Origin of the sequence: Rhodococcus sp. IEGM 1351 (assembly GCF_030056875.1) — a bacterium.
GTDB classification, from domain to species: Bacteria; Actinomycetota; Actinomycetes; order Mycobacteriales; family Mycobacteriaceae; genus Rhodococcus_F; species Rhodococcus_F opacus.
The window spans coordinates 484693-507825 of the sequence record NZ_JASHKU010000001.1; the positions used below are offsets into that span (position 1 = coordinate 484693).

Genomic DNA, 23133 nt, shown 5'->3' on the forward strand with positions numbered 1-23133 from the left:
CCTAGTGTTGTGAGTCACACCCAGTTCCACCCGAGTTTCACGACACCAGGGAGTTATCGATGACCGTGTATGCCCGCCCGGGTTCGCCGGACGCCGTCATGTCCTTCCAATCGCGTTACGACAACTGGATCGGCGGCCAGTGGGTTGCGCCCGTCAAGGGCCAGTACTTCGAGAATCCGACACCCGTCACCGGGCAGCCGTTCTGTGAGGTCGCGCGTTCGACGTCCGAGGACATCGAACTTGCGCTCGACGCCGCACACGCTGCGGCTCCGGCCTGGGGTAAGACGTCGGTGGCCGAGCGCGCCATCATCCTGAACAAGATCGCGGACCGCATCGAGGAGAACCTCGAGTCCATCGCGCTCGCCGAGTCCTGGGACAACGGCAAGCCGATCCGCGAGACCCTGAACGCCGACATTCCGTTGGCCATCGACCACTTCCGCTACTTCGCCGGCGCGATCCGGGCGCAGGAAGGTGCACTGTCGGAGATCGACTCCGACACCGTCGCCTACCACTTCCACGAGCCGCTCGGCGTCGTCGGCCAGATCATCCCCTGGAACTTCCCGATTCTCATGGCCGTGTGGAAGCTCGCTCCCGCACTCGCCGCGGGCAACGCGGTCGTTCTCAAGCCGGCCGAGCAGACCCCGGCGTCGATCCTGCACCTGATCTCCGTCATCGGCGACCTGCTGCCCGCCGGTGTGCTGAACATCGTCAACGGCTTCGGTGTGGAGGCGGGCAAGCCGCTCGCCTCGAGCCCGCGGATCCGGAAGATCGCGTTCACCGGTGAGACCACCACGGGTCGGCTCATCATGCAGTACGCGTCGCAGAACCTGATCCCGGTCACCCTCGAACTCGGTGGCAAGAGCCCCAACATCTTCTTCTCCGACGTTCTGTCCTCCAACGACGACTACCAGGACAAGGCGCTCGAGGGCTTCACCATGTTCGCCCTCAACCAGGGCGAGGTGTGCACCTGCCCGTCGCGTTCGCTGATCCAGGAGGACATCTTCGACGAGTTCCTCGCGATGGCGGCCATCCGCACCAAGGCCGTCCGCCAGGGCGACCCGCTCGACACCGACACGATGATCGGCGCGCAGGCCTCGAACGATCAGCTCGAGAAGATCCTGTCGTACATCGAGATCGGCAAGGGCGAAGGCGCCAAGGTCGTCACCGGCGGTGAGCGCGCCGAACTCGGCGGCGATCTGTCCGGCGGCTACTACGTGCAGCCGACGATCTTCACCGGTCAGAACAAGATGCGGATCTTCCAGGAGGAGATCTTCGGTCCCGTCGTCTCCGTCACGTCGTTCAAGGACTACGACCAGGCGATCGAGATCGCCAATGACACGCTGTACGGCCTCGGCGCCGGCGTGTGGTCGCGGGACGGTGGCGTCGCCTACCGGGCCGGACGTGACATCCAGGCCGGCCGCGTGTGGACCAACACGTACCACCAGTACCCCGCGCACGCCGCGTTCGGTGGCTACAAGCAGTCCGGCATCGGCCGCGAGAACCACCTGATGATGCTCGAGCACTACCAGCAGACGAAGAACCTGCTGGTCAGCTACGCCCAGAAGGCTCAGGGCTTCTTCTGATGGACGCAGCCCGGGCGCCTCAGCGCCTGAAGGCAACCGCCGGGGCGGTGGAGCTTCTCCGCCGCCTCGGCGGTACCCACGGGGCGCTGATGATGCATCAGTCCGGCGGGTGCTGCGACGGCTCCGCGCCGATGTGTTACCCCGACGGTGAATTCATCGTCGGCGACCGCGACGTGCTGCTCGGCGTCCTCGACCTGCGTCTCGGTGTCGGGGAGACCCCGTCCACCCGGGCCGAGGGTGCCGATGCCGTGCCCGTGTGGATCTCCGGTTCGCAGTTCGAGGCGTGGAAGCACACTCAGCTGGTGCTCGACGTGGTGCCCGGTCGCGGATCGGGATTCAGCCTGGAAAGTCCCGAAGGCATGCGCTTTCTCAGTCGTGCACGTGCCTTTACCCCGGAGGAGAACGCCAGCCTCGCCGCGGAGGAGGTCATCGTGGGCCAGCAGTGGGAGCAGGGCTGGAGGCCCGCGCCGTCCCCCGAACCGCAAGTGGTCGCCGAAGCCGTCGACGCATGTCCCGTGCCCGCCCGCCGCCCGGTCCCGTAGCACCCGAAGCGCGCTACGACCCAGGTTTTTACGTCGCGGTCACGTTCTGCTGACACGACGTGTACACAACTCGTTCACCATTGGCCTCGGCCGTTCGATTCCGCTCCCCGAGCGGTGCGGGCGAGGCACCATTCGGATCGACGTAGGGGACGGAATGTCACTCGTAGAACCATCCAAGAATTCCGGAACCGGTCAACATCACGATGCTGCCGATTTCCACTCGGAAGACAGCAGCTATCTGGAAAAACGCACGCTCCGCAAGGGTTCGGCGGGCTGGGTGCTGCTCGCCGGCCTCGGTGTCAGCTACGTGATCTCCGGCGACTACGCCGGATGGAACAACGGACTGGCCGAGGGCGGATTCGGCGGCCTGCTGATCGCCGGTGTCGTCATCGCGGGCATGTACCTGGCCATGGTGCTGGGCATGGCCGAGATGTCGTCCGCCCTGCCCGCCGCAGGCGGCGGTTACACGTTCGCGCGGCGCGCACTCGGGCCGTGGGGCGGATTCGCCACCGGCACGGCCATTCTCATCGAATACGCGATCGCGCCCGCCGCCATCGCGACCTTCATCGGCAGCTACGTCGAGTCACTGAACCTGTTCGGTATCACCGACGGGTGGTGGGTGTACCTGGCGGTCTACGCCATCTTCATCGGAATCCATCTGACCGGCGCCGGCGAGGCACTCAAGGCCATGTTCGTCATCACGGCGATCGCACTGGTCGGTCTCGTGATCTTCGCGGTCTCCGCGATCGGTCTGTTCGACGCGGGCAACCTCACCGACATCGCCGCGACCGATGCGGTGGGCGCGTCGAGTTTCCTGCCCTTCGGCGCATTCGGAATCTGGGCGGCCGTCCCGTTCGCCATCTGGTTCTTCCTCGCCGTCGAAGGCGTGCCGCTGGCCGCGGAGGAAGCCCGCGAGCCGGAGAAGAACGTGCCGCGCGGAATCATCATCAGCATGCTCATCCTCATCGTCACGGGGGCAACTGTCCTGTTCCTCGCCACCGGAGCGCTGGGTGCCGAGAGCCTGTCGACGTCCGGCAATCCGCTGGTCGAGGCGCTCGGTGACGGAACCGCGGCGAAGGTCGTCAACTACATCGGTCTGGCCGGCCTCGTCGCCAGTTTCTTCTCGATCATGTACGCCTACTCGCGGCAGACGTTCGCGCTGTCCCGCGCCGGCTACCTCCCGACGAGTCTGTCGATCACCAATTCGCGGAAGGCGCCCACGCTCGCCCTCATCGTGCCGGGTGTCATCGGGTTCGTGCTGTCGCTCACCGGTGAGGGCGCGATGCTGCTGAACATGGCGGTGTTCGGCGCGGCCGTCAGCTACGTGCTGATGATGGTCAGCCACATCGTCCTCCGCAGGCGTGAACCGGAGATGAAGCGCCCGTACCGCACCCCGGGCGGCATCGTCACCACGTCGTTCGCGCTCGTCATCGCGGCCGCCGCGGTGATCGCCACCTTCCTCGTCGATCCGGTCGCCGCACTCTGGACGCTGATCGCGTTCGCGGCCTTCATGGCGTACTTCGGCCTGTACAGCCGCCATCACCTCGTTGCCAATTCGCCCGACGAGGAGTTTGCTGTTCTTGCGAAGGCAGAGGAAGAACTCGAATGACCACCTACAGTCACGGAGTCGCGGGAACCGGGTACACGTTCGACGGTCTCGTCGACCTCATGGCCAAGGCGACACCGCTGCGCAGCGGAGACGAACTGGCCGGGTGCGCGGCGTCCTCCGACGCCGAACGCGCCGCCGCGCAGTGGGCGCTGGCCGACGTCCCGCTCGGCACGTTTCTGAACGAACTCGTCGTTCCCTACGAGGACGACGAGGTCACGAGGCTCATCATCGACTCGCACGACCGGGTCGCGTTCGGCGAGATCTCCCATCTCACCGTCGGCGGACTGCGCGACTGGCTGCTGGACGTCGCGGCGCGAGACGGTGCGGCCGAGACGTTCCGCCGCGTCGCCCCGGGGCTCACCCCGGAGATGGTCGCGGCCGTCAGCAAGATCATGCGCAACCAGGACCTCATCGCGGTCGCGCGGGCCGTCACCGTCACCGCGGGGTTCCGGACGACGCTCGGCGTACCGGGACACCTGGGGACCCGGCTGCAGCCCAACCATCCCACCGACGACCCGCGTGGAATCGCGGCCGCCACGCTCGACGGCCTGCTGCTCGGCTGCGGTGACGCCGTGATCGGAATCAACCCGGCCACCGATTCGCCGCACGCCACGGCGGAACTGCTCCACCTGCTCGACGACATCCGTCAGCGCTTCGACATTCCGGCGCAGTCGTGCGTGCTGTCGCACGTGACCACCACGATGGGCCTGATCGAGGACGGCGTTCCCGTCGACCTCGTGTTCCAGTCCATCGCCGGAACTCAGGGCGCCAATTCCAGTTTCGGTGTGGACATTTCGCTGCTCCGTGAGGCCAACGCGGCCGGCCGGTCCCTGAAACGCGGCACCGTCGGCGACAACGTCATGTATCTCGAAACCGGTCAGGGTTCGGCGCTCAGTGCGGGCGCCCACCTCGGCACGGGTGGCAGGCCCGTCGACCAGCAGACCCTCGAGACCAGGGCGTACGCGGTGGCCCGTGATCTCGAACCGCTGCTCATCAACACGGTGGTCGGGTTCATCGGTCCGGAGTACCTGTACGACGGCAAGCAGATCATCCGGGCCGGGCTCGAGGATCACTTCTGCGGAAAGCTCCTGGGCCTGCCGATGGGTGTCGACGTCTGCTACACCAATCACGCCGAGGCCGACCAGGACGACATGGACACGCTGCTCACCCTGCTCGGGGTGGCAGGCGCGGCCTTCGTCATCGCGGTACCCGGCGCGGACGACGTCATGCTCGGGTACCAGAGTCTGTCGTTCCACGACGCGCTGTACGCACGTCAGGTGCTCGGACTCAGACCGGCACCGGAATTCGAGGACTGGATGCGCCGTCTCGGCATGGTCGACGACGCGGGACGGGTCCTGCCGGTCGACGCCGCGGCGTCGCCGCTGCGGGCGCTGACGGTGGCACGATGAGCGATCCTGTGGTGCAAGACTTCTGGGCGGAACTGCGGGCCACGACGCAGGCGCGTATCGGACTCGGCCGCACCGGTGACGCCCTGCCCACGCAGCGCGTCCTCGAGTTCCGGTCGGCGCACGCCGCCGCACGGGACGCCGTCCACCAGCCGCTCGACGCGGAGGCGCTGGCCGAGCAGGTCGAGGCCGTGGGCCTGGGCAGGCCCGTGGTCGTCACGAGTCAGGCGTCGGACCGCAGCGAGTACCTGCGGCGGCCCGACCTGGGCCGCACACCGGCAGACCTGTCCGCGGTACCCGCGGGAACGGCCGAGGTGGGATTCGTCCTCGCCGACGGGTTGTCGCCCCGGGCGCTCACCGATCACGGGGTGTCCCTGCTGTCCGCACTGGTCGACGAGTTCGGCGGGACGTACTCGCTGGCGCCGCCGGTGATCGCGACCCAGGCCCGGGTGGCGCTCGGAGACCACATCGCGCAGGCACTGGGCGTGCAGACCCTCGTCCTGCTGATCGGGGAGCGGCCCGGACTGTCGGTGGCCGACAGTGTCGGCGTCTACCTCACGCACCTCCCACGTCCCGGACGCACCGACGCGGACCGGAACTGCGTGTCCAACATCCACCCACCCGAGGGGCTCGGCTACGAACTCGCAGCCCGCGTCGTGGCGGGTCTCGTGTCCGGCGCCAGGAAACTGGGCCGGTCCGGAGTGGAGTTGAAGGACACCTCCCGCGCGGATGCGCTCGCAGCCCCCTCGGAGATCCTCGAACTGTAGTCGTGTTATCTAAAGGGCGGCAGGTCCGACCGGACCTGCGGAGAACCGCCCTGGACGGGGTGTGACGAGGAGAGATCTATGGCCTTCGCTGGCAATGTGGACGAGTTGGCCCTGCTGCAGGCGGTCCGGTTGAAAGAGCAGGTCAGCGCGGCCGTTCTGGCCGAGCATCTCGGTGTGAGCGCCGCGTCCGCGCAGGCCGCCTACGACGCGCTGCTGACCCAGGGCAAGGCGCAGGAAGTGTCGGACGGCCGGATCGGGCTCACCGAGGCCGGACACTCGGAGCTCGAGGATCAGCTCGACGCCGAGCGGGTGTCCATCGACGAGGACTCCATCGCGGAGGTGTACGAGAGCTTCGTGCCGTTCCACGAGGAGTTCGTCGGACTGATCGATTCGGCCGACGCCGATCAGCTGGCCGACCTGGACCGCCGGGCGTCGGTCGTGTTCGACGACCTGTCGGCGTTCGTACCCCGGTTGTCCCGCTACCAGGACCTGTTCGCCGACGCTCTCGCGAAAGTCGCGGCGGGGGAGTCGAAGTGGATCTCGGAACCCGTGATCGACTCGTACGCCACCGTGTGGACCGAACTCCGCAAGGAGCTGCTCGGCGCGTCCGGCACCGCCGAGTGACGTGACACACGTCACCACCCCCCTATCCGGGGGTGGTGACACAGTGAGCCGGATCACTACTTTTCCTCTCATCCGGGATACGCCCACCAGGGTGTTCCCCACGGACCACGGAGGAATCGAGTGACCACAGTCTCCAACTCGGGTGCGGGCGCCCCCCACGCCCCCACACCGGTGCGCCAGGGCGGTACCAGCGTCCGCAAGGTGGCCGTCGCCAGCGGCATCGGCACGACCATCGAGTTCTACGACTTCTTCATCTACGGCACCGCCGCAGCCCTGGTGTTCCCCACGGTGTTCTTTCCCGCGCTCGGCTCCACCGCCGGCACCGTCGCCTCCTTCGCGACCTTCGCCGTCGCGTTCGTCGCCAGGCCCGTGGGTGCCATGCTGTTCGGCCACTACGGTGACCGGATCGGACGTAAGAAGACTCTGATCTCCACGCTCATCCTGATGGGTGTCTCGACGTTCCTGATCGGCCTGCTGCCCGGTGCCGAGACGATCGGGGTCGCGGCCCCGATCCTGCTGGTGCTGCTGCGTTTCGGTCAGGGATTCGCGGTCGGCGGCGAGTGGGCGGGCGCCACGCTGCTGACGGCGGAGTACGCACCCCCGGGCAAGCGCGGCCTCTACGCGATGTTCCCGCAACTCGGCCCCGCGGTGGCCTTCATCCTCTCCAGCGCCACGTTCCTCGTCACCGGCACCCTGCTCGGCGACACCAACGAGGTCTTCCTCGAATACGGGTGGCGGATTCCCTTCCTGTTCAGTGCCGTCCTGGTCGGCATCGGCCTCTACATGCGGCTGGCGATCGAGGAGACGCCGGTGTTCCGCGCGGCCCAGCAGGCCGACCGTGCCGACGCGACCCCGCGGACCCTCCCGCTGATGGACGCCTGGCGGTACCAGACCAAGGAGATCCTCCTCTCGGCCGGCGCTCTCGCCACGCTGTTCGCGTTCTTCTACATGGGCACAGCGTTTCTCACCAGCTACGGCACCAAGACCCTCGGGTTCAGCCGCCCGTTCGTGCTGACGGTCGGGATCGCCTCGGCCGTAGTCTTCGGACTCACGATCGTCGTCTCCGCTCTGTACTCGGACCGGATCGGGCGTCGGCGGGTCATCATGATCTCCTGCGGACTGGCCGTCGTGTGGGCGCTCGCGCTGTTCCCGCTGCTCGACACGGGTTCACCTGTGGCGTTCACGATCGGCGTGATGGTCACGCTCGCCATCTTCGGAATCGCCTACGGCCCCTGCGGGGCTCTGCTTCCGGAAATGTTCCAGACGCGCTACCGCTACACCGGCGCCGGCCTCGGCTACAACCTCGCCGGCGTGCTCGGCGGCGCCGTGCCGCCGCTGATCGCCGCACCCTTGGCGTCCGCGTACGGCAGCGCCGCGATCGGCGTCATGCTCGCCGTCCTCGGCGTGGTCAGCCTACTGTGCACGAAGGCCCTGGTGGAAACGAAAGACGACGCGCTCTGACAGAGCCGGCGAGGGGTGTCCGGACTTCGCACAGATATCGGCGCCCCTCGCCGTGCAGTATGCCCTGGATCACATCAACCAAGAGTAAGTTCGACCGCGGAAGGGCCTCCGGGTCCGCCCGTCCCGTAGGTGCCCGAACGGGCTCCTGGAGAGGAAGAGTGATGACAACCCCGCTTCCCAGCTATACCAACGGCGTGTGGGACGCCCCGATGCTCGGCGACACCATCGGAGACAACTTCGACCGGACGGTGGCAGCCCACGCCGATCGTGACGCCCTGGTCGACCGGCCCTCGGGGCGGCGGTGGACGTACGCGGAGCTGAGGCGGGACGTCGACGCCGTGGCGGTGGGGTTGCTGAAGCGGGGTATCGGGAAGGGCGACCGGGTGGGGATCTGGGCGCCGAACTGCCCGGAGTGGACCCTGATCCAGTTCGCGACGGCCAAGATCGGCGCCGTGCTCGTCAACATCAACCCCGCTTACCGGGCGCACGAGTTGAAGTACGTGCTCGATCAAGCCGGTATCCGTCTGCTGGTGTCGGCGCCCGAGTTCAAGTCCTCGGACTACGCGGGCATGATCGAGGAGGTCCGGCCGCAGTGCCCCGACCTCGAGAGGGTGGTGCTCCTCGGAAGTGCCGAGTGGAGCAAGCTGGCGTCGGACGGCATGGCTGCGCACGCCGCCGACCCGTCCCTGCTGCCCGCCGCGCAGGCGGCCTTGTCCTCGGACGACCCGATCAATATCCAATACACCTCGGGGACAACCGGATTCCCCAAGGGTGCGACGCTCAGCCATCACAATATCCTGAACAACGGATACTTCGTCGGCGAGCTGTGCCACTACACGGAGAACGACCGCGTCTGCATCCCGGTGCCGTTCTACCACTGCTTCGGCATGGTCATGGGCAACCTGGCATGCACGAGTCACGGCGCGACCATGGTCATTCCGGGGCCTTCCTTCGACCCGAAAGCCACTCTGCAGGCCGTCGAAGCGGAGAAGTGCACCTCGCTGTACGGGGTGCCGACGATGTTCATCGCCGAACTCGCCGAACCGGACTTCGCATCGTTCGACCTGTCGAGCCTGCGGACCGGAATCATGGCCGGATCACCCTGCCCGGTGGAGGTGATGAAGCAGGTCATCGAACAGATGGGGATGGCCGAGGTCTCCATTTGTTACGGCATGACCGAGACGTCCCCGGTGTCGCTGCAGACCCGGTCGGACGACACGATCGATCAGCGCGTGTCGACGGTCGGCCGCGTCGGTCCGCATCTCGAGGTCAAGATCGTCGATCCGGCAACAGGATTGACCGTTCCGCGGGGCACCCCGGGTGAACTCTGTACCCGGGGCTACTCGGTGATGCTCGGGTACTGGAACAACCCGGAGAAGACCGCGGAAGCAATCGACGCCGGACGGTGGATGCACACCGGCGACATCGGTGTGATGGATTCCGACGGCTACGTCGCGATCACCGGGCGGATCAAGGACATGGTCATCCGCGGCGGCGAGAACGTCTATCCCCGCGAGATCGAGGAGTTCCTGTACACGCATCCGGATATCCTCGACGCCCAGGTCATCGGGGTGCCGGACGCGAAGTACGGCGAGGAACTGATGGTGTGGGTGCGGATGAAGGACGGTGCCGAACCCCTGGACGCGGCGAAGGTGCGCGAATTCTGTACCGGCAAGCTCGCCCACTACAAGATCCCCAAGTACGTGCACGTCGTCGACGAGTTCCCGATGACCGTGACGGGCAAGGTGCGCAAGGTCGAGATGCGCGAGCAGTCCCTCGACCTGATCGGGCGCACCTGACCCGCCTCGTCACCTGGTCCGCAGCAACGTCGCGACGGGGGTGAGCGCGAGAATCTCGTTCAGTCCCTATAGCGCGCGTTCCGGTTCGGGCGTCGACACGGGGCGGCTCTTCACCCCAGCGCCCCGGCGATCGCGTCGAGCCCGGCGGCCGCGCACGCCTGATCCCGCATTCCGTCGGGAGCGCCGCCCACGCCGATACCCGCGATCGACCCGCCGGCCGACTTCACGCTCACCCCGCCGGCGAGGAACAACGTGCCGGGAAGGTCGGCGACCGTCGCGCCGTCGCCTTTGGCCCGTTCGCTCAGATCACTGGTGTTCGCGCCGAACGCGGCAGCGGTGTACGCCTTCTGGCGGGCCGCCTCCACGGTGTGCTGAGCCGCGTTGTCCCCGCGCAACATGGCCTGCACGTTGCCGGCGCGATCGACCACCGACACGGTGACGAAGCCGAGCCCGTCGGCCTGGCACTTCGCGAGCGCCGCCTGCGCGGCGGCCTGCGCAGTGCCGATACCGAGACGGTTCTGGCTCAACACGCCGTCCGCACCGTCGATCGGGACCGGCGCAGCGGCGGTCGCGACCGGAGTGGACGCCGGACTGGCCTCGTCGGACGCGGACGTGCCGCACGCCGAGGTGGCGACGATCGCGGCGAGCGGGACGGTGATCGCCAGAATGCGGGGCAGGCGGTGGAAGGTGCGCATCGGAAGGCCTTTCGGGAAGTGGCGAGCTGACCTGACTAGCCTGGCCCGGCGGTGCCGGTGACCGCATCGGACCGACGGCGCTCCCGAACTCATCCGTCCGGCCCCGGCAGATCATCCGAACGGTTGATCCGCGACCCACGGCAGATCCGTAGGATCAATCGACGTGACGACACCCGTGGACGGAGTGGACGGGGCGGACGGCGCGGGTCTGCGCGGCCCGCTCGCTACCGCCATCCATGTGTCGTTCTACGTCCTCCTCGCGACGTCGACGGCGCGGTATCTGACCTACCACGGAGTGAGCGAGCAGTTCGTCGTCGTGGTCGCGTTGATTGCCGCGCTCGCCGCGTTGTACACGGTCACCGCCGTGGTCGCACGGCGGGAAGGCGTATGGGAACCGTGGGTGTGGCCGGTCCTGACGACGTGGGCGGTGCTCGTCTGGCTCGCGCCGAGTTTCGCCTGGTGCGCGTTTCCCATGTTCTTCCTGTGCACGAGGGCCTACCCGAGCCGGATCGCGTACCCGGTCGTCGGGGTTCTCGCCGTGCTCACGTCGCTGGCGTTCTTCACCTTCTCCGGCCGCAGCGAGTGGGCGGTGCTGGTCGGACCGCTGTGTACCGGAGCGCTGATCGTCGTGGCGTACAGCCAGATCGAGCGGGACGGCCGGGAACGGGTGCGACTGCTCCGCCAGGTGGCGGAGACCCGGTCCCGGCTCGCGGAGACCGAGCGGGAGGCGGGAATGCTCGCCGAACGCGAACGACTGGCCCGCGAGATCCACGACACCGTGACACAGGGACTGACCAGCAGCCTGCTTCGGCTCGAGGCGGCCGAGCAGATCTGGGCGCAGGCAGATCCGCGGACGGAGGCTCGGGCACGTGAGGACGTCCGCGTGGCGACCGGAACATTGCGCGAGAACCTGGCGGAAACACGCAGTCTCGTGCACCATCTCGCGGCGCCCAACTTGGAATCCCAGCCGCTCGACGCGGCACTGCTCGCTGCCGCGCGTACCCACCATCCGCGGGCGGAGCTCCGGGTCGTGGGTACTCCGATCGCGATTCCGGCGGAGGTGACGCACGCGCTGCTGCGGATCACCCAGAGCGCCGTGTCCAACATTGCCCGGCACGCGCACGCCGAGACCGTGGGTGTCACGTTGACGTATCTTCCGGACGCCGTCGTGCTCGACATCTTCGACGACGGCGCCGGTTTCGAACCCGCGCCCGCCGGAACTCTTTCGGCGCGCGGCGGATACGGCCTGCGCGCGATGCGCGGTCGCGTCGAGCAACTGGGCGGCACGTTCACCGTCGAGAGCGCGCCGGGCGAGGGCACCGTGGTGGCCGCTCAGATACCGTGCGCGCGAGGAACCGCGGCATGACGACCGTGACCGTGCTGCTGGTCGACGACCACGTGGTCGTGCGCGCCGGACTGCGAGCGCTACTCGACTCGCAGCCGGACATCGAGGTGATCGCCGAGGCGGGCACGGGGGAGGAGGCGGTCGACGCCGTGAGCACATTCCGGCCGCAGCTCGTGACGATGGATCTCGCCCTCGGCACCGGTATCGACGGGGTGGAGGCCATTCGCCGCATCCGGCAGGTCGATCGGAACCTGCCGGTGCTGGTGTTCACGACGTACGACACGGATGCCGACGTGGTGCGCGCCATCGATGCCGGTGCCATCGGATACCTCCTGAAGGATTCGACGCCCCAGGAGATCTTCGCGGCCGTGCGCGGCGCGGCCGCCGGCCAGAGTGTGCTGTCGCCGCCCGTCGCCTCGCGACTACTGCAGCAGATGCAGCGCCCCGAGGAGGCTCTCACACCGCGGGAGGCCGAACTGCTGACTCTGCTGGCCAAGGGCATGACCAACAAGGAGCTCGGCAAAGCCCTCTTCATCAGCGAGGCGACGGTCAAGACCCATCTCGCCCACATCTACGCGAAGCTCGGTGTCGACACCCGGGCCGCAGCGGTGTCCGTAGCCCTGCGACGGCAGGGCATTCGCTGAACCGAGGGGGTTCACAGCGGTACGCCGCATGAACCTTTTGGCAACGATTTGCCGAAGCCCTGTCGAACGGGTGTCCAGGTGGTTATGTTCGAGATGAGCGGTGACCTTCCGCTCGCACCATGAATTGCGTGTTGAGAGGACAAGGGCCATGGTCGGCAACATCATCGGCACCATCATCTTCGGTGCGGTCATCGGCGTTCTGGCGCGTCTCGTGATTCCGGGAAAGCAGGCGATGGGGTGGGTCATCACCGTCGTGCTCGGCATCATCGGCGCGCTGATCGGGTACTGGGTGTGGGAGGGGCTCCTCGACAAGGGAGACACCGGCGGCATCGACTGGATCCGGTGGGTCATCAGCATCGCCGTGGCGGCCGTGCTGACCCTCGGATACACCTCGATGACGAGCAAGAACAGGGTGTAGACGGCACATCGCACCGTCACGAGGAGGGCCCCGTCCGGTCAGGGCGGGGCCCTTCTGCGGCTTCGCCGCCCGTGAGTACTTGTTAACCGCGGGCGGTTAACAAGTACTCACGGGCGCAGGCACAGAAGCGTCATGTCGCGCAGCACTTTCCGGGTGCGCGAGGGGGTGGTGGGATCGGCGCTGTGCGGGGTCGAGTTGATGAGCCCGAACGTGGCGTGCGCCTTGGTGCGGGCATCCGTCTCGTCCAGTGACGTGTCCACCTGCAGAAGCACCTTCACCCAGATCTCCACGTAGCGCCGCTGCGTCTGCCGGACCTCCCGGCGGGCTTCGGCGGGCAGGCTCTCCAGGTCCCGGTCCTGGATGCGAATGAGGTCGGGTTCCCCGAGCGCGAAGTCCAGGTGGAAGTCGATCAGACCCTCCAGGGCCGCTTCCGGGGAGGCGGCCTCCGCGACGACGAGCGATCCGCCCTCGAGCAGTCGCGTGCTGATCCCGACGAGCAGTTCGACGAGCACGGCGTCCTTGTTGGGGAAGTGCCGGTACACGGCGGGGCCGCTGATTCCCGCTGCGGAACCGAGGTCCTCGAGGCGGACGCCGAGGAAGCCCCGTTCGGCGATGAGGCGGGCGGCGGCCTCGAGCAGTTGGCGGCGACGATCCGCCTTCATCTGCTCCCGGCGCGTGATCGGCGCTTCGGCGCCGTCGACGTCTGTGGTCATCGCCTTGCTCTTTCTCGGATGTGGTCTGGACAACTCAGTTAATCACAGTTATCTTAGATTCAGTTATCGAGTATTAACTCACTCGGCACGCGCGTCAAGACGAGAAGGCGGCAGGATGGCACTGAGCGGAACCACTGCACGGGAGGGCTACCGGGCAGAGCACACGAAATTGGTGGACGAGCTGAAGTCGAGGCTGGCCGTGGCCGCGCTCGGCGGCAGCGAGAAGTCGCGCGAGCGGCACGTCGGCCGAGGCAAGCTCCTGCCCCGCGACCGAGTGGACACCCTGCTCGACCCCGGCAGCCCGTTCCTCGAGATCTCCCCGCTCGCGGCGAACGGCCTGTACGACGACGAGTGCCCCGGAGCGGGCGTCATCGCCGGCATCGGCCGGGTGTCCGGCCGGGAATGCGTGATCGTCGCCAACGACGCGACCGTCAAGGGCGGCACCTACTACCCGATGACGGTGAAGAAGCACCTGCGGGCGCAGGAGATCGCGCTGCAGAACCAGCTGCCGTGCATCTACCTCGTCGACTCCGGCGGCGCGTTCCTGCCGCGGCAGGACGAGGTGTTCCCGGACCGCGAGCACTTCGGCCGCATCTTCTACAACCAGGCCACGATGAGCGCGCAGGGCATCCCGCAGATTGCGGCGGTCCTCGGCTCCTGCACCGCCGGCGGCGCCTATGTGCCCGCGATGAGCGACGAGGCCGTCATCGTCCGCAACCAGGGCACCATCTTCCTGGGCGGTCCGCCGCTGGTGAAGGCTGCCACCGGTGAGGTCGTGACAGCGGAGGAACTCGGCGGCGGCGACCTGCACTCGAAGGTCTCCGGCGTCACCGACCACCTCGCGGAGGACGACCAGGACGCGTTGCGGATCGTGCGGAACATCGTCGCGACCCTCGGCCCGCGTGCCGAGCGGCCGTGGGATGTGATCAGTGCCGTCCCCGCGTCGGCGCCGCAGACCGACCTCTACGACGTGGTCCCCACCGACCCGCGCACCCCGTACGACGTCCACGAGGTCATCGACCGGATCGTGGATGGCGCCGAGTTCCAGGAGTTCAAGGCGGAGTACGGCAAGACCCTGGTCACCGGTTTCGCGCACGTCGAGGGCCACCCGGTCGGCATCGTCGCCAACAACGGCGTGCTGTTCGCCGAGTCCGCGATGAAGGGCGCGCATTTCATCGAACTGTGCGACAAGCGCAAGATTCCGCTTCTGTTCCTGCAGAACATCGCCGGTTTCATGGTCGGTCGCGACTACGAGGCGGGCGGCATCGCCAAGCACGGCGCCAAGATGGTGACCGCGGTGGCGTGCGCCCGGGTTCCCAAGCTGACCGTCGTGATCGGCGGCTCCTACGGTGCGGGCAACTACTCGATGTGCGGGCGGGCGTACTCGCCGCGGTTCCTGTGGATGTGGCCGAACGCCCGGATCTCCGTGATGGGCGGAGAGCAGGCGGCGTCGGTGCTCTCGACGGTGCGCAGCGAGCAACTCGACAGCGCGGGCAACCCGTGGTCGGCCGAGGACGAAGAAGCGTTCAAGGCGCCGATCCGCGAACAGTACGAGGCGCAGGGCAATCCGTACTACTCGACGGCCAGGCTGTGGGACGACGGCATCATCGACCCCGCCGATACCAGAACTGTTCTCGGACTGGCGCTCTCGGTGTGTGCGAACGCACCGGTCGAGCCGGTCTCCTACGGCGTTTTCCGGATGTGAGTGGAATGACTGAAATGACTCGGATAGATACCGTCCTGGTAGCCAACCGCGGCGAGATCGCGGTGCGCGTGATCCGCACACTGCGGGCCATGGGAATCCGCTCCGTCGCCGTGTTCAGCGAGGCGGACCGCGACGCGCGGCATGTCCGCGAGGCCGACACCGCGGTGCTGCTCGGTCCCGCCGCGGCGCGGGAGAGTTACCTCGTCATCGAGAAGGTGATCGCGGCTGCGCAGGCCACCGGCGCGCAGGCGATCCATCCCGGTTACGGGTTCCTGTCGGAGAACTCCAAGTTCGCTGGGGCCTGCGCGGACGCGGGGATCGCGTTCCTCGGTCCGTCCGCTCACGCCATCGAGGTGATGGGCGACAAGATCACCGCCAAGAACGCGGTGGCGAAGTTCGACGTGCCCGTCGTCCCCGGCATCGCCCGCCCCGGCCTGTCCGACGACGAACTGATCGCGGCCGCAGGCGACATCGGATACCCCGTCCTCGTCAAGCCGTCGGCAGGCGGCGGCGGCAAGGGCATGCGTCTGGTGGAGGAGCCGGGCGCACTCGCCGAGGCACTGCGCAGCGCGCGTCGTGAAGCGGCGTCGGCGTTCGGCGACGACACACTCTTCCTCGAGCGATTCGTGCTGCGGCCCCGGCACATCGAGGTGCAGATCCTCGCGGACGGACACGGGAACGTCGTCCACCTCGGCGAGCGCGAATGCAGCCTGCAGCGTCGCCACCAGAAGGTCATCGAGGAAGCGCCGTCGCCGCTGCTGGACGAGGCGACACGCGCCCGGATCGGCGAGGCCGCCTGCAACACGGCGCGCAGCGTCGACTACTCCGGAGCGGGAACGGTCGAGTTCATCGTCTCCGCCGACAAGCCCGACGAGTTCTTCTTCATGGAGATGAACACCCGGCTGCAGGTCGAGCACCCGGTCACCGAACTCGTGACGGGCCTGGACCTCGTCGAGTGGCAGGTGCGAGTGGCCGCCGGTGAGCCGCTCGGCTTCACCCAGGACGACATCACCCTCACCGGTCACGCCATCGAAGCCCGCGTCTACGCCGAGGATCCGAGTCGCGGATTCCTCCCCACCGGCGGACTCGTGGCCGACGTCGTCGAACCCGCCGGCCCCGGTGTCCGGGTCGACTCCGGGCTGCAGCCCGGCACGGTGGTCGGCAGCGATTACGACCCGATGCTGGCGAAGGTCATCGCCCACGCCGACGACCGCGCCGGCGCGCTGCGCAAGCTGGACCGGGCGCTGGCCGGCACCGGTGTGCTGGGAGTGGTCACCAACATCGAGTTCGCGCGCTTCCTGCTCGCCGATCCCGACGTGGTGGCCGGCAACCTCGACACCGGTCTGCTCGACCGACGGCTCGAGGACTTCGTCGCCGCGGAGGCCACCGATGCCACCCTGATCGCCGCTGCGGCTTTCCGCTGGTTGCAGCGCTGGCCCGAGCGGGCACAGGCCGATCCGTGGGACGTTCCCAGCGGCTGGCGGGTCGGGGTTCCCGCGCCCACCAGCATCCGGTTGTCCTCCGCCACCCGCACCGACCACGTGCGCATCACGGGCAGTCCGTCCGAGGCCACCGCGCAGGTCGAGGACGGCGACACCCTGTCCCTGACGGCGGCGCTCGACGCAGCCACGCTCTCCGTGGTGATCGACGGCAGACGCGAGACCTACCGGGTCGCCCAGACCGACGGGCACATCTGGCTCGCCGGTTCCGACGGCACCACGATGCTGCGTGAGGTCCGTGAACTCAGTGTCCGCACCGGCGACGTCCACGCCGGCGAGGCCGAGATCACCAGCCCCATGCCCGGATCCGTCATCGCCGTCGGCGCCGAGGCGGGCGCCCACGTCACCGCAGGCCAGACGCTCGTCGTGGTCGAGGCGATGAAGATGGAGCACTCGCTCACCGCCCCCGTCGACGGCGTCGTCGACATCCTCGTCGCACCCGGTGACCAGGTGATGGTCGACCAGCTGCTCGCACGAGTCACCCCGCACACCGACACCACCGACACGAAAGAAGACGCGTCATGACCGAATTCCTTGCCACCGGCCAGCTTCCCGACGAGTACCAGCAGTTGGCGAAGACCGTCGCCGACTTCGCCAAGAACGTGGTGGCACCGGTCGCGGCGGAACACGACGCCAACCACACGTTCCCGTACGAGGTGGTGTCGGGGATGGCCGACATGGGCCTGTTCGGCCTGCCGTTCCCCGAGGAGTACGGCGGAATGGGCGGCGACTACTTCGCCCTCTGCCTGGCACTCGAAGAACTGGGCAAGGTCGACCAGAGTGTCGCGATCACCCTGGAAGCCGGCGTGTCGCTGGGTGCGATGCCGATCTACCGGTTCGGCAACGAGGAGCAGAAGCAGGAGTGGCTGCCGCAGCTGACGAGCGGCAAGAGCCTGGCCGCGTTCGGGCTCACCGAGCCGGGCGCCGGAAGCGATGCCGGCGGGACGAAGACCACCGCGAAGTTCGACAGCGGTGAATGGATCATCAACGGCAACAAGCAGTTCATCACCAACTCCGGCACCGACATCACCAAGCTCGTCACCGTCACCGCGGTGACCGGTACGAAGGACGGCAAGAAGGAGATCTCCACCATCCTCGTGCCGACGTCGACGCCGGGCTTCACTGCCGAGCCGGCGTACAACAAGGTCGGCTGGAACGCCTCCGACACCCACCCGCTCACGTTCTCGGACGTGCGCGTTCCCGAGGAGAATCTGCTCGGCGAGCGCGGCCGCGGGTACGCGAACTTCCTGCGGATCCTCGACGAGGGACGCATCGCCATCGCCGCGCTCAGCGTCGGAGCCGCCCAGGGATGCGTCGACGAGTCGGTCAAGTACGCCAAGGAACGGGAGGCGTTCGGACGGCCCATCGGACACAACCAGGCCATCGCGTTCAAGATCGCCCGCATGGAGGCGCGCGCCCACACCGCGCGCACGGCGTACTACGACGCCGCCGCCCGGATGTTGTCCGGCAAGCCGTTCAAGAAGCAGGCCGCCATCGCCAAGCTCGTGGCCTCCGAGGCCGCGATGGACAACGCCCGCGACGCCACCCAGATCCACGGCGGCTACGGATTCATGAACGAGTACACCGTGGCCCGGCACTACCGCGACAGCAAGATCCTGGAGATCGGCGAGGGCACCACCGAGGTGCAGCTGATGCTGATCGCGCGGGAGGCAGGCCTGTGACCGCCACGACCGAACCGAAGCGAATCGTTCAGCGGGGCCTGTGGTTCGAGGAGTTCGAGCTGGGAGCGGTGTACGAGCACCGTCCCGGCCGGACCGTCACCGAGGCCGACAACGTCCTCTTCACGACGCAGACGATGAACACCCAGGCACTGCACCTGGACGCCGCGTACAGCGAGAACACCCAGTTCGGTGAGCGCCTCGTCAACTCGATGTTCACCCTCTCGACGCTGGTCGGGTTGTCGGTGGCGCAACTGACGCAGGGGACCATCGTCGCGAACCTGGGGTTCTCGGAGATCAGTTTCCCGAAGCCGCTGTTCCACGGCGACACGCTGTACGCGGAGACGAAGATCGCGGACAAGCGCGAGTCGAAGAGCAGGCCCGGCGAGGGCATCGTCACGCTCGAACACACCGGCCGGAATCAGAACGGCGACGTGGTGGCGATCGCGGTCCGCAAGACCCTCGTTCAGAAGAAGCCGTCATGAGCTGGGAACTGCCCGGGCCCGCCTGGCTGTTCTGCCCGGCCGACCGGCCCGAACGGTATGCGAAGGCGGCTGCGGCAGCCGACGTCGTGATCCTCGACCTCGAGGACGGGGTGGCGCCCGCGGACAAGGAAGCGGCACGGGTCGCCCTGATCGACACCCCGCTGGATCCGGATCGCACGGTGGTGCGGGTCAATCCGGTCGGGACCGAGGACCATGAGCGCGATCTGCTGGCACTCGACGGCACCCGCTACACGAGGCTGATGCTGGCCAAGTGCGAGTCCGCCGACCAGGTGCTGTCGCTGGCGCCGCGTGAGGTGATCGCCCTCGTCGAGTCGCCGCTCGGTGCGCTCGCGGTGAGCGAGATCGCGCTGGCGGCGAGCACTATCGGCGTGATGTGGGGCGCCGAGGATCTCGTGGCGGCGATGGGCGGTAACTCGAGTCGCCGCGAGGACGGCAGCTACCGGGACGTCGCCACCCAGGTGCGGTCGTCGACACTGCTGGCCGCCAAGGCATATCACCGGCTCGCCCTGGATTCCGTCTATCTCGACATCAAGGACCTCGACGGGTTGCGCGCCGAGGCGGTCGACGCCGTCGCCGTCGGATTCGACATCAAGGTGGGCATCCACCCCAGCCAGGTCGCGGTGATCCGGGAGGCGTACGCGCCGTCCGACGAGGACGTCGACTGGGCGACGCGGGTTCTCGCCGCCGTCGCCGACGAGCGAGGAGTCTTCGCGTTCGAGGGAAAGATGGTGGACGCGCCGGTCCTGCGTCACGCCGAGGCGATCCTGCGCCGTTCCCAGGCCGAGTCGAAGGGGAAAAGCACGTCCGAGTCCCCGCGGTAGGCGGCGAAAGAGCGCGGGACGGCCGCGCTCTCGGGGAAGATGGTGCCCATGACTGCCGATCCGCAATGGGTGCCCACCGAATCCGACGTGCGCGACGCGGTCGTCACCGACTTCGCCCGCTTCGTCGCCCGGCGTCACGGCGTCCGGGTCGACGACTACCGGGCGCTGTGGCGCTGGTCGGTCGCCGATCCGGCGGCGTTCTGGCAGGACGTGTGGGACTACTTCGAGATCCGGTCCGCCACCGACCCCGGACCGGCCCTCGCGGACGCCGCGATGCCGGGTGCCGTCTGGTTCCCCGGGGCGACCTTCAACTACGTCGACCACGTCTTCCGGAACGCCCGCCCCGGCACACCGGCGATCCTGTACGCGGGTGAGGGCGCCACCGGCATCTCCGTCGGGTGGGACGAGTTGCGGTCCGCGGTGGCGGGCCTCGCCGCGACTCTCCGCGAGCACGGAGTCGGAGTCGGTGACCGGGTCGTCGGCTACCTCCCCAACATTCCCGAGGCCGTCGTCGCGTTCCTCGCCACGGCGTCGCTCGGCGCCGTGTGGGCCGCGTGCGGACAGGATTACTCCGCGCCTGCCGCGCTCCATCGCCTGGGTCAACTGGAACCGAAAGCGCTGATCACCGCGGACGGCTACCGGTTCGGCGGCAAGGAACACGATCGGCTCGCGGCGTCGGCCGACCTGCGGGGCGGATTGTCGTCGCTGGCCCTCACGGTGGTCGTGCCGCGTCTCGATCCGGACGCCGTCGTCGACGGCACCCTCACCTGGGCGGAGGCCGCCTGCCGGGACGCCGTACTCGAGTCCGTGGCCGTCCCGTTCGACCACCCGCTGTGGGTGGTGTTCTCCTCGGGAACCACGGGCCTGCCGAAGGGCATCGTGCACGGTCACGGCGGCGTTCTCCTCGAACACGTGAAGTCGCTCGCGCTCCAACTCGACATCGGTCGCGACGACACCCTCTTCTGGTACACCAGTCCCAGTTGGATGATGTGGAACTTCCAGACGGCGGGACTGCTGGTGGGGGCCACCATCGTCTGTTACGACGGAAGCCCGTCGTTTCCTACGCCGGATGCGTTGTGGGCATTGGTGTCACGTCTGGGTGTGACCGTGGTCGGCACCAGTCCCGGCTATGTTCTCGCGTGCGACAAGGCGGGGGTGGTTCCCGTACGAGAGCACGACCTGAGCGCGCTCCGCGCGGTGGGGGTGACCGGGTCCACGCTGCCTGCGGCGTCGTCACTGTGGTTGTCCGAGAACGTCGGTCGCAGGGTTCCCGTCGTGTCGATCACCGGTGGGACCGACGTGGTGTCGGCGTTCGTCGGAGGAGCGCGGACTGTGCCGGTCTGGCCGGGGGAGCTGTCCGCCCCGTGTCTGGGTGTCGCCGTCGACGCGTTCGACGAGTCGGGTCGGCCGGTGCGAGGCGAGGTGGGTGAACTGGTCGTGACTGCGCCGATGCCGTCCATGCCGGTGTCGTTCTGGAACGATCCGGACGGAAAGCGTTACCGTGAAGCATATTTCGATGTGTTTCCCGGAGTGTGGCGGCACGGCGACTGGATCACGATCACCGATCGCGGGACCGTCCTGATGCATGGAAGGTCGGATTCTACCCTGAACCGCAACGGAATTCGGATGGGTAGCGCCGACATCTACCAGGTGGTGGAGAAGCTCCCGGAGGTTGCCGAGGCGCTTGTCGTCGGTGTCGACCTGGCGGACGGCGGATACTGGATGCCACTGTTCGTGGTCCTGTCGGAGGGGGCGGAACTCGACGACGCGCTCAAGCAGCGTATCCGCGGAGCGATTCGTGAGCAGGCCTCTCCCCGGCACGTGCCCGACGACATCATAGAGGCTCCCGGCATCCCGCACACCCGGACCGGCAAGAAACTCGAGGTGCCTCTCAAGCGCATATTCCAGGGTGCGGACGCGGGCCGCACGGTGGACCGCAGCGCCGTGGACGACCCCGACCTGCTCGACTGGTTCGCGCGGCACGGACGCTGAGCCTGCGAGTCCGTCGATGTCAGTGTCGTTGGGCGACAATGGTTAGGTTAGTCTTACTTTGGTTGCTTGCCGGTAGAGGCGCGCGATCCGACGCCCGAGCATCGGCGAATGTGAGAAATCTCCCGTCTGCCTGCGATCGGTCGCGCCGCGGCAAACGCGACTAATCGGACATCGGCAGTGTCGCGCAGCGGGAGGGTGTTCCAGATACTGGGATACCCCCGGGGTGCCGTCGATTCGCACCTCTGTGGCGGGGCCGTGCTTCCGCGTCCTCGTGGCAGGTCAGCGGGCGATCTGATGGTGCCCGGGTGCTGACTGAGCGTCCAAGTTTTCGTTCGATGCGGATCCGCGACGGACCTGGTCGGTTATTCCCTGTGCGCAACTCCGGGCGCTCTTCGTTTTGAGACCTGCGCGGCGCTTTGGTAGACACGGTGGTTGGCAAAAACTGCGGTCACGGGGGGCAGTGAGTGTTCAACGCCGCGGTCGGTCACCAGATCGATTGCACCGTGCACGGATAACAGTCGGGAGGCGGAACATGAAACTGGATACGATAGTTGTACACCTGGCGAAATTCCGACCCTCGGTACGGTATCCACGTTCTGGGTGTACGCAGTGCCTGGAATGTGGTTCTCCCTGTTGAATATGTGCGCGTCGAAGATCGAATTCAGGCCTGGTTCTGGAAGTATCGAGGGTTGGGTACGTCACACCGGCGCCGGTAACGGGAGCGGATCCGACACCGATGTAATTCCCGGCGCTACCGCAGAACCGTACGAACCGAAATCGTCACCACCGAGCGAGAGGAGGCCGAAGCAATGATCGCGACGATGTTTCGCTCCTCCACCAGCGCCGTAGACTCGGCTCTCGACTCGGAGGATGACGAGCACCGATTGGGTGGCCGCTTGTTGGATCGATGAGAGAACGGAGCCACGTATGAACCCGCTCACCGTAAGTAGTTCGGGATGTAAGGGCCTTGGAGTGTTCAGCGTCGCAGGCAATCGGGTTTCGGACGATCGTCTGACATCGACTCCGAGTGTGGTGGAACTCTTCGATCAGCGCAGGGCGTCCCATGCCCGGCACGTCCCCCCTCCGCGAGATGCTTCGAACCGGCAAGGCCTGTTCATGTGATGGCGTTCATCGGAAGACCGGCCCACGACGTAGTCCGTGGGACCGAGAGCTACGAATCACCAAAGACACAGGCGGCAGTCGCCACGCGTTCGAGAACGGAGTAACCCTTGGGGTCGGGACAAGCAGCGGGTAGTAGTGGTGCTCCGGAAGGAGCGTTTCCGCTGTCGGCTGCGCAGCGTGGCATCTGGTTCGCGCAACACGCG

19 protein-coding genes are annotated in these 23133 nt (G+C 67.4%); 17 read left to right on the forward strand and 2 right to left on the reverse strand.

The genetic code is table 11. The annotated features are described in order from the left end of the window. The first annotated feature begins 59 nt into the window (after nt 1-59). The 8 genes from adh (at nt 60) to QM806_RS02330 (ending at nt 9791) form a co-directional block, all read left to right on the forward strand. A complete protein-coding gene (adh, locus tag QM806_RS02295) occupies nt 60-1583 on the forward strand; it encodes an aldehyde dehydrogenase (protein WP_005253809.1) in 1524 nt (507 codons plus the stop codon). After that, nucleotides 1583-2125: a DUF779 domain-containing protein gene (locus QM806_RS02300; RefSeq protein WP_005572049.1), complete on the forward strand. Its 543-nt coding sequence runs from the start codon at nt 1583-1585 to the stop codon at nt 2123-2125. Before adh ends, QM806_RS02300 begins: the two co-directional genes overlap by 1 nt. Before the next feature lie 154 nt (nt 2126-2279). Further along, nucleotides 2280-3734, forward strand: a complete 1455-nt coding sequence (eat, locus tag QM806_RS02305; RefSeq protein WP_005572051.1) for an ethanolamine permease — start codon at nt 2280-2282, stop codon at nt 3732-3734. After that, a complete protein-coding gene (locus tag QM806_RS02310) occupies nt 3731-5143 on the forward strand; it encodes an ethanolamine ammonia-lyase subunit EutB (RefSeq protein ID WP_054245399.1) in 1413 nt (470 codons plus the stop codon). The genes eat and QM806_RS02310 overlap by 4 nt, the downstream gene beginning before the upstream one ends. After that, nucleotides 5140-5907, forward strand: coding sequence for an ethanolamine ammonia-lyase subunit EutC (eutC, locus tag QM806_RS02315; RefSeq protein WP_054245398.1), 768 nt, complete (start codon nt 5140-5142; stop codon nt 5905-5907). The genes QM806_RS02310 and eutC overlap by 4 nt, the downstream gene beginning before the upstream one ends. 78 nt (nt 5908-5985) lie before the next feature. Beyond that, nucleotides 5986-6531 (forward strand): hypothetical protein, encoded by a 546-nt coding sequence (locus QM806_RS02320; protein ID WP_005253815.1) that lies wholly within the window; start codon nt 5986-5988, stop codon nt 6529-6531. 120 nt (nt 6532-6651) lie between these two features. Then, on the forward strand, nt 6652-7992 hold the full coding sequence (locus QM806_RS02325) for an MFS transporter (RefSeq protein ID WP_005253816.1): 1341 nt from the start codon (nt 6652-6654) through the stop codon (nt 7990-7992). 161 nt (nt 7993-8153) lie between these two features. Beyond that, complete coding sequence (locus tag QM806_RS02330; RefSeq protein ID WP_005253817.1) at nt 8154-9791, forward strand: AMP-binding protein; 1638 nt, start codon at nt 8154-8156, stop codon at nt 9789-9791. A gap of 110 nt (nt 9792-9901) precedes the next feature. Here QM806_RS02330 and QM806_RS02335 read toward each other — a convergent pair whose 3' ends face one another. Further along, nucleotides 9902-10486 (reverse strand): GlcG/HbpS family heme-binding protein, encoded by a 585-nt coding sequence (locus QM806_RS02335; protein WP_065490278.1) that lies wholly within the window; start codon nt 10484-10486, stop codon nt 9902-9904. 163 nt (nt 10487-10649) lie between these two features. Here QM806_RS02335 and QM806_RS02340 point away from each other — a divergent pair, with 163 nt between their 5' ends. The 3 genes from QM806_RS02340 (at nt 10650) to QM806_RS02350 (ending at nt 12893) form a co-directional block, all read left to right on the forward strand. Then, the gene (locus QM806_RS02340; RefSeq protein WP_054245396.1) at nt 10650-11852 is read left to right on the forward strand and encodes a sensor histidine kinase; all 1203 of its coding nucleotides are present in this window, start codon (nt 10650-10652) and stop codon (nt 11850-11852) included. Then, on the forward strand, nt 11849-12475 hold the full coding sequence (locus QM806_RS02345) for a response regulator (RefSeq protein WP_054245395.1): 627 nt from the start codon (nt 11849-11851) through the stop codon (nt 12473-12475). Before QM806_RS02340 ends, QM806_RS02345 begins: the two co-directional genes overlap by 4 nt. A 148-nt stretch (nt 12476-12623) precedes the next feature. Then, on the forward strand, nt 12624-12893 hold the full coding sequence (locus QM806_RS02350) for a GlsB/YeaQ/YmgE family stress response membrane protein (protein WP_005575191.1): 270 nt from the start codon (nt 12624-12626) through the stop codon (nt 12891-12893). A 107-nt stretch (nt 12894-13000) separates the two neighbouring features. Here the strand turns inward: QM806_RS02350 and QM806_RS02355 are convergent, their stop codons facing one another. Beyond that, a complete protein-coding gene (locus tag QM806_RS02355) occupies nt 13001-13606 on the reverse strand; it encodes an SACE_7040 family transcriptional regulator (protein ID WP_005253821.1) in 606 nt (201 codons plus the stop codon). Between the two features lie 115 nt (nt 13607-13721). Between QM806_RS02355 and QM806_RS02360 the strand changes: the two genes are divergently transcribed. Genes QM806_RS02360 through QM806_RS02385 form a run of 6 tightly spaced genes read left to right on the forward strand, consistent with a single transcriptional unit; the run spans nt 13722 to nt 21808 of the window. Further along, complete coding sequence (locus QM806_RS02360) at nt 13722-15311, forward strand: carboxyl transferase domain-containing protein (RefSeq protein ID WP_054245394.1); 1590 nt, start codon at nt 13722-13724, stop codon at nt 15309-15311. Nucleotides 15312-15325: 14 nt separating this feature from the next. Continuing rightward, nucleotides 15326-17335: an acetyl/propionyl/methylcrotonyl-CoA carboxylase subunit alpha gene (locus tag QM806_RS02365; RefSeq protein WP_283290245.1), complete on the forward strand. Its 2010-nt coding sequence runs from the start codon at nt 15326-15328 to the stop codon at nt 17333-17335. Continuing rightward, nucleotides 17332-18492 carry an acyl-CoA dehydrogenase family protein gene (locus tag QM806_RS02370; protein ID WP_005253824.1) on the forward strand — a complete coding sequence of 387 codons (1161 nt, stop codon included), beginning with the start codon at nt 17332-17334 and terminating at the stop codon, nt 18490-18492. Before QM806_RS02365 ends, QM806_RS02370 begins: the two co-directional genes overlap by 4 nt. Continuing rightward, nucleotides 18489-18974 carry a MaoC family dehydratase gene (locus tag QM806_RS02375; RefSeq protein WP_005239560.1) on the forward strand — a complete coding sequence of 162 codons (486 nt, stop codon included), beginning with the start codon at nt 18489-18491 and terminating at the stop codon, nt 18972-18974. The genes QM806_RS02370 and QM806_RS02375 overlap by 4 nt, the downstream gene beginning before the upstream one ends. Further along, a complete protein-coding gene (locus QM806_RS02380; protein WP_283290199.1) occupies nt 18971-19816 on the forward strand; it encodes an HpcH/HpaI aldolase/citrate lyase family protein in 846 nt (281 codons plus the stop codon). The genes QM806_RS02375 and QM806_RS02380 overlap by 4 nt, the downstream gene beginning before the upstream one ends. A 48-nt stretch (nt 19817-19864) precedes the next feature. Further along, on the forward strand, nt 19865-21808 hold the full coding sequence (locus QM806_RS02385; RefSeq protein ID WP_169695900.1) for an acetoacetate--CoA ligase: 1944 nt from the start codon (nt 19865-19867) through the stop codon (nt 21806-21808). The last annotated feature ends 1325 nt before the right edge of the window (nt 21809-23133 follow it).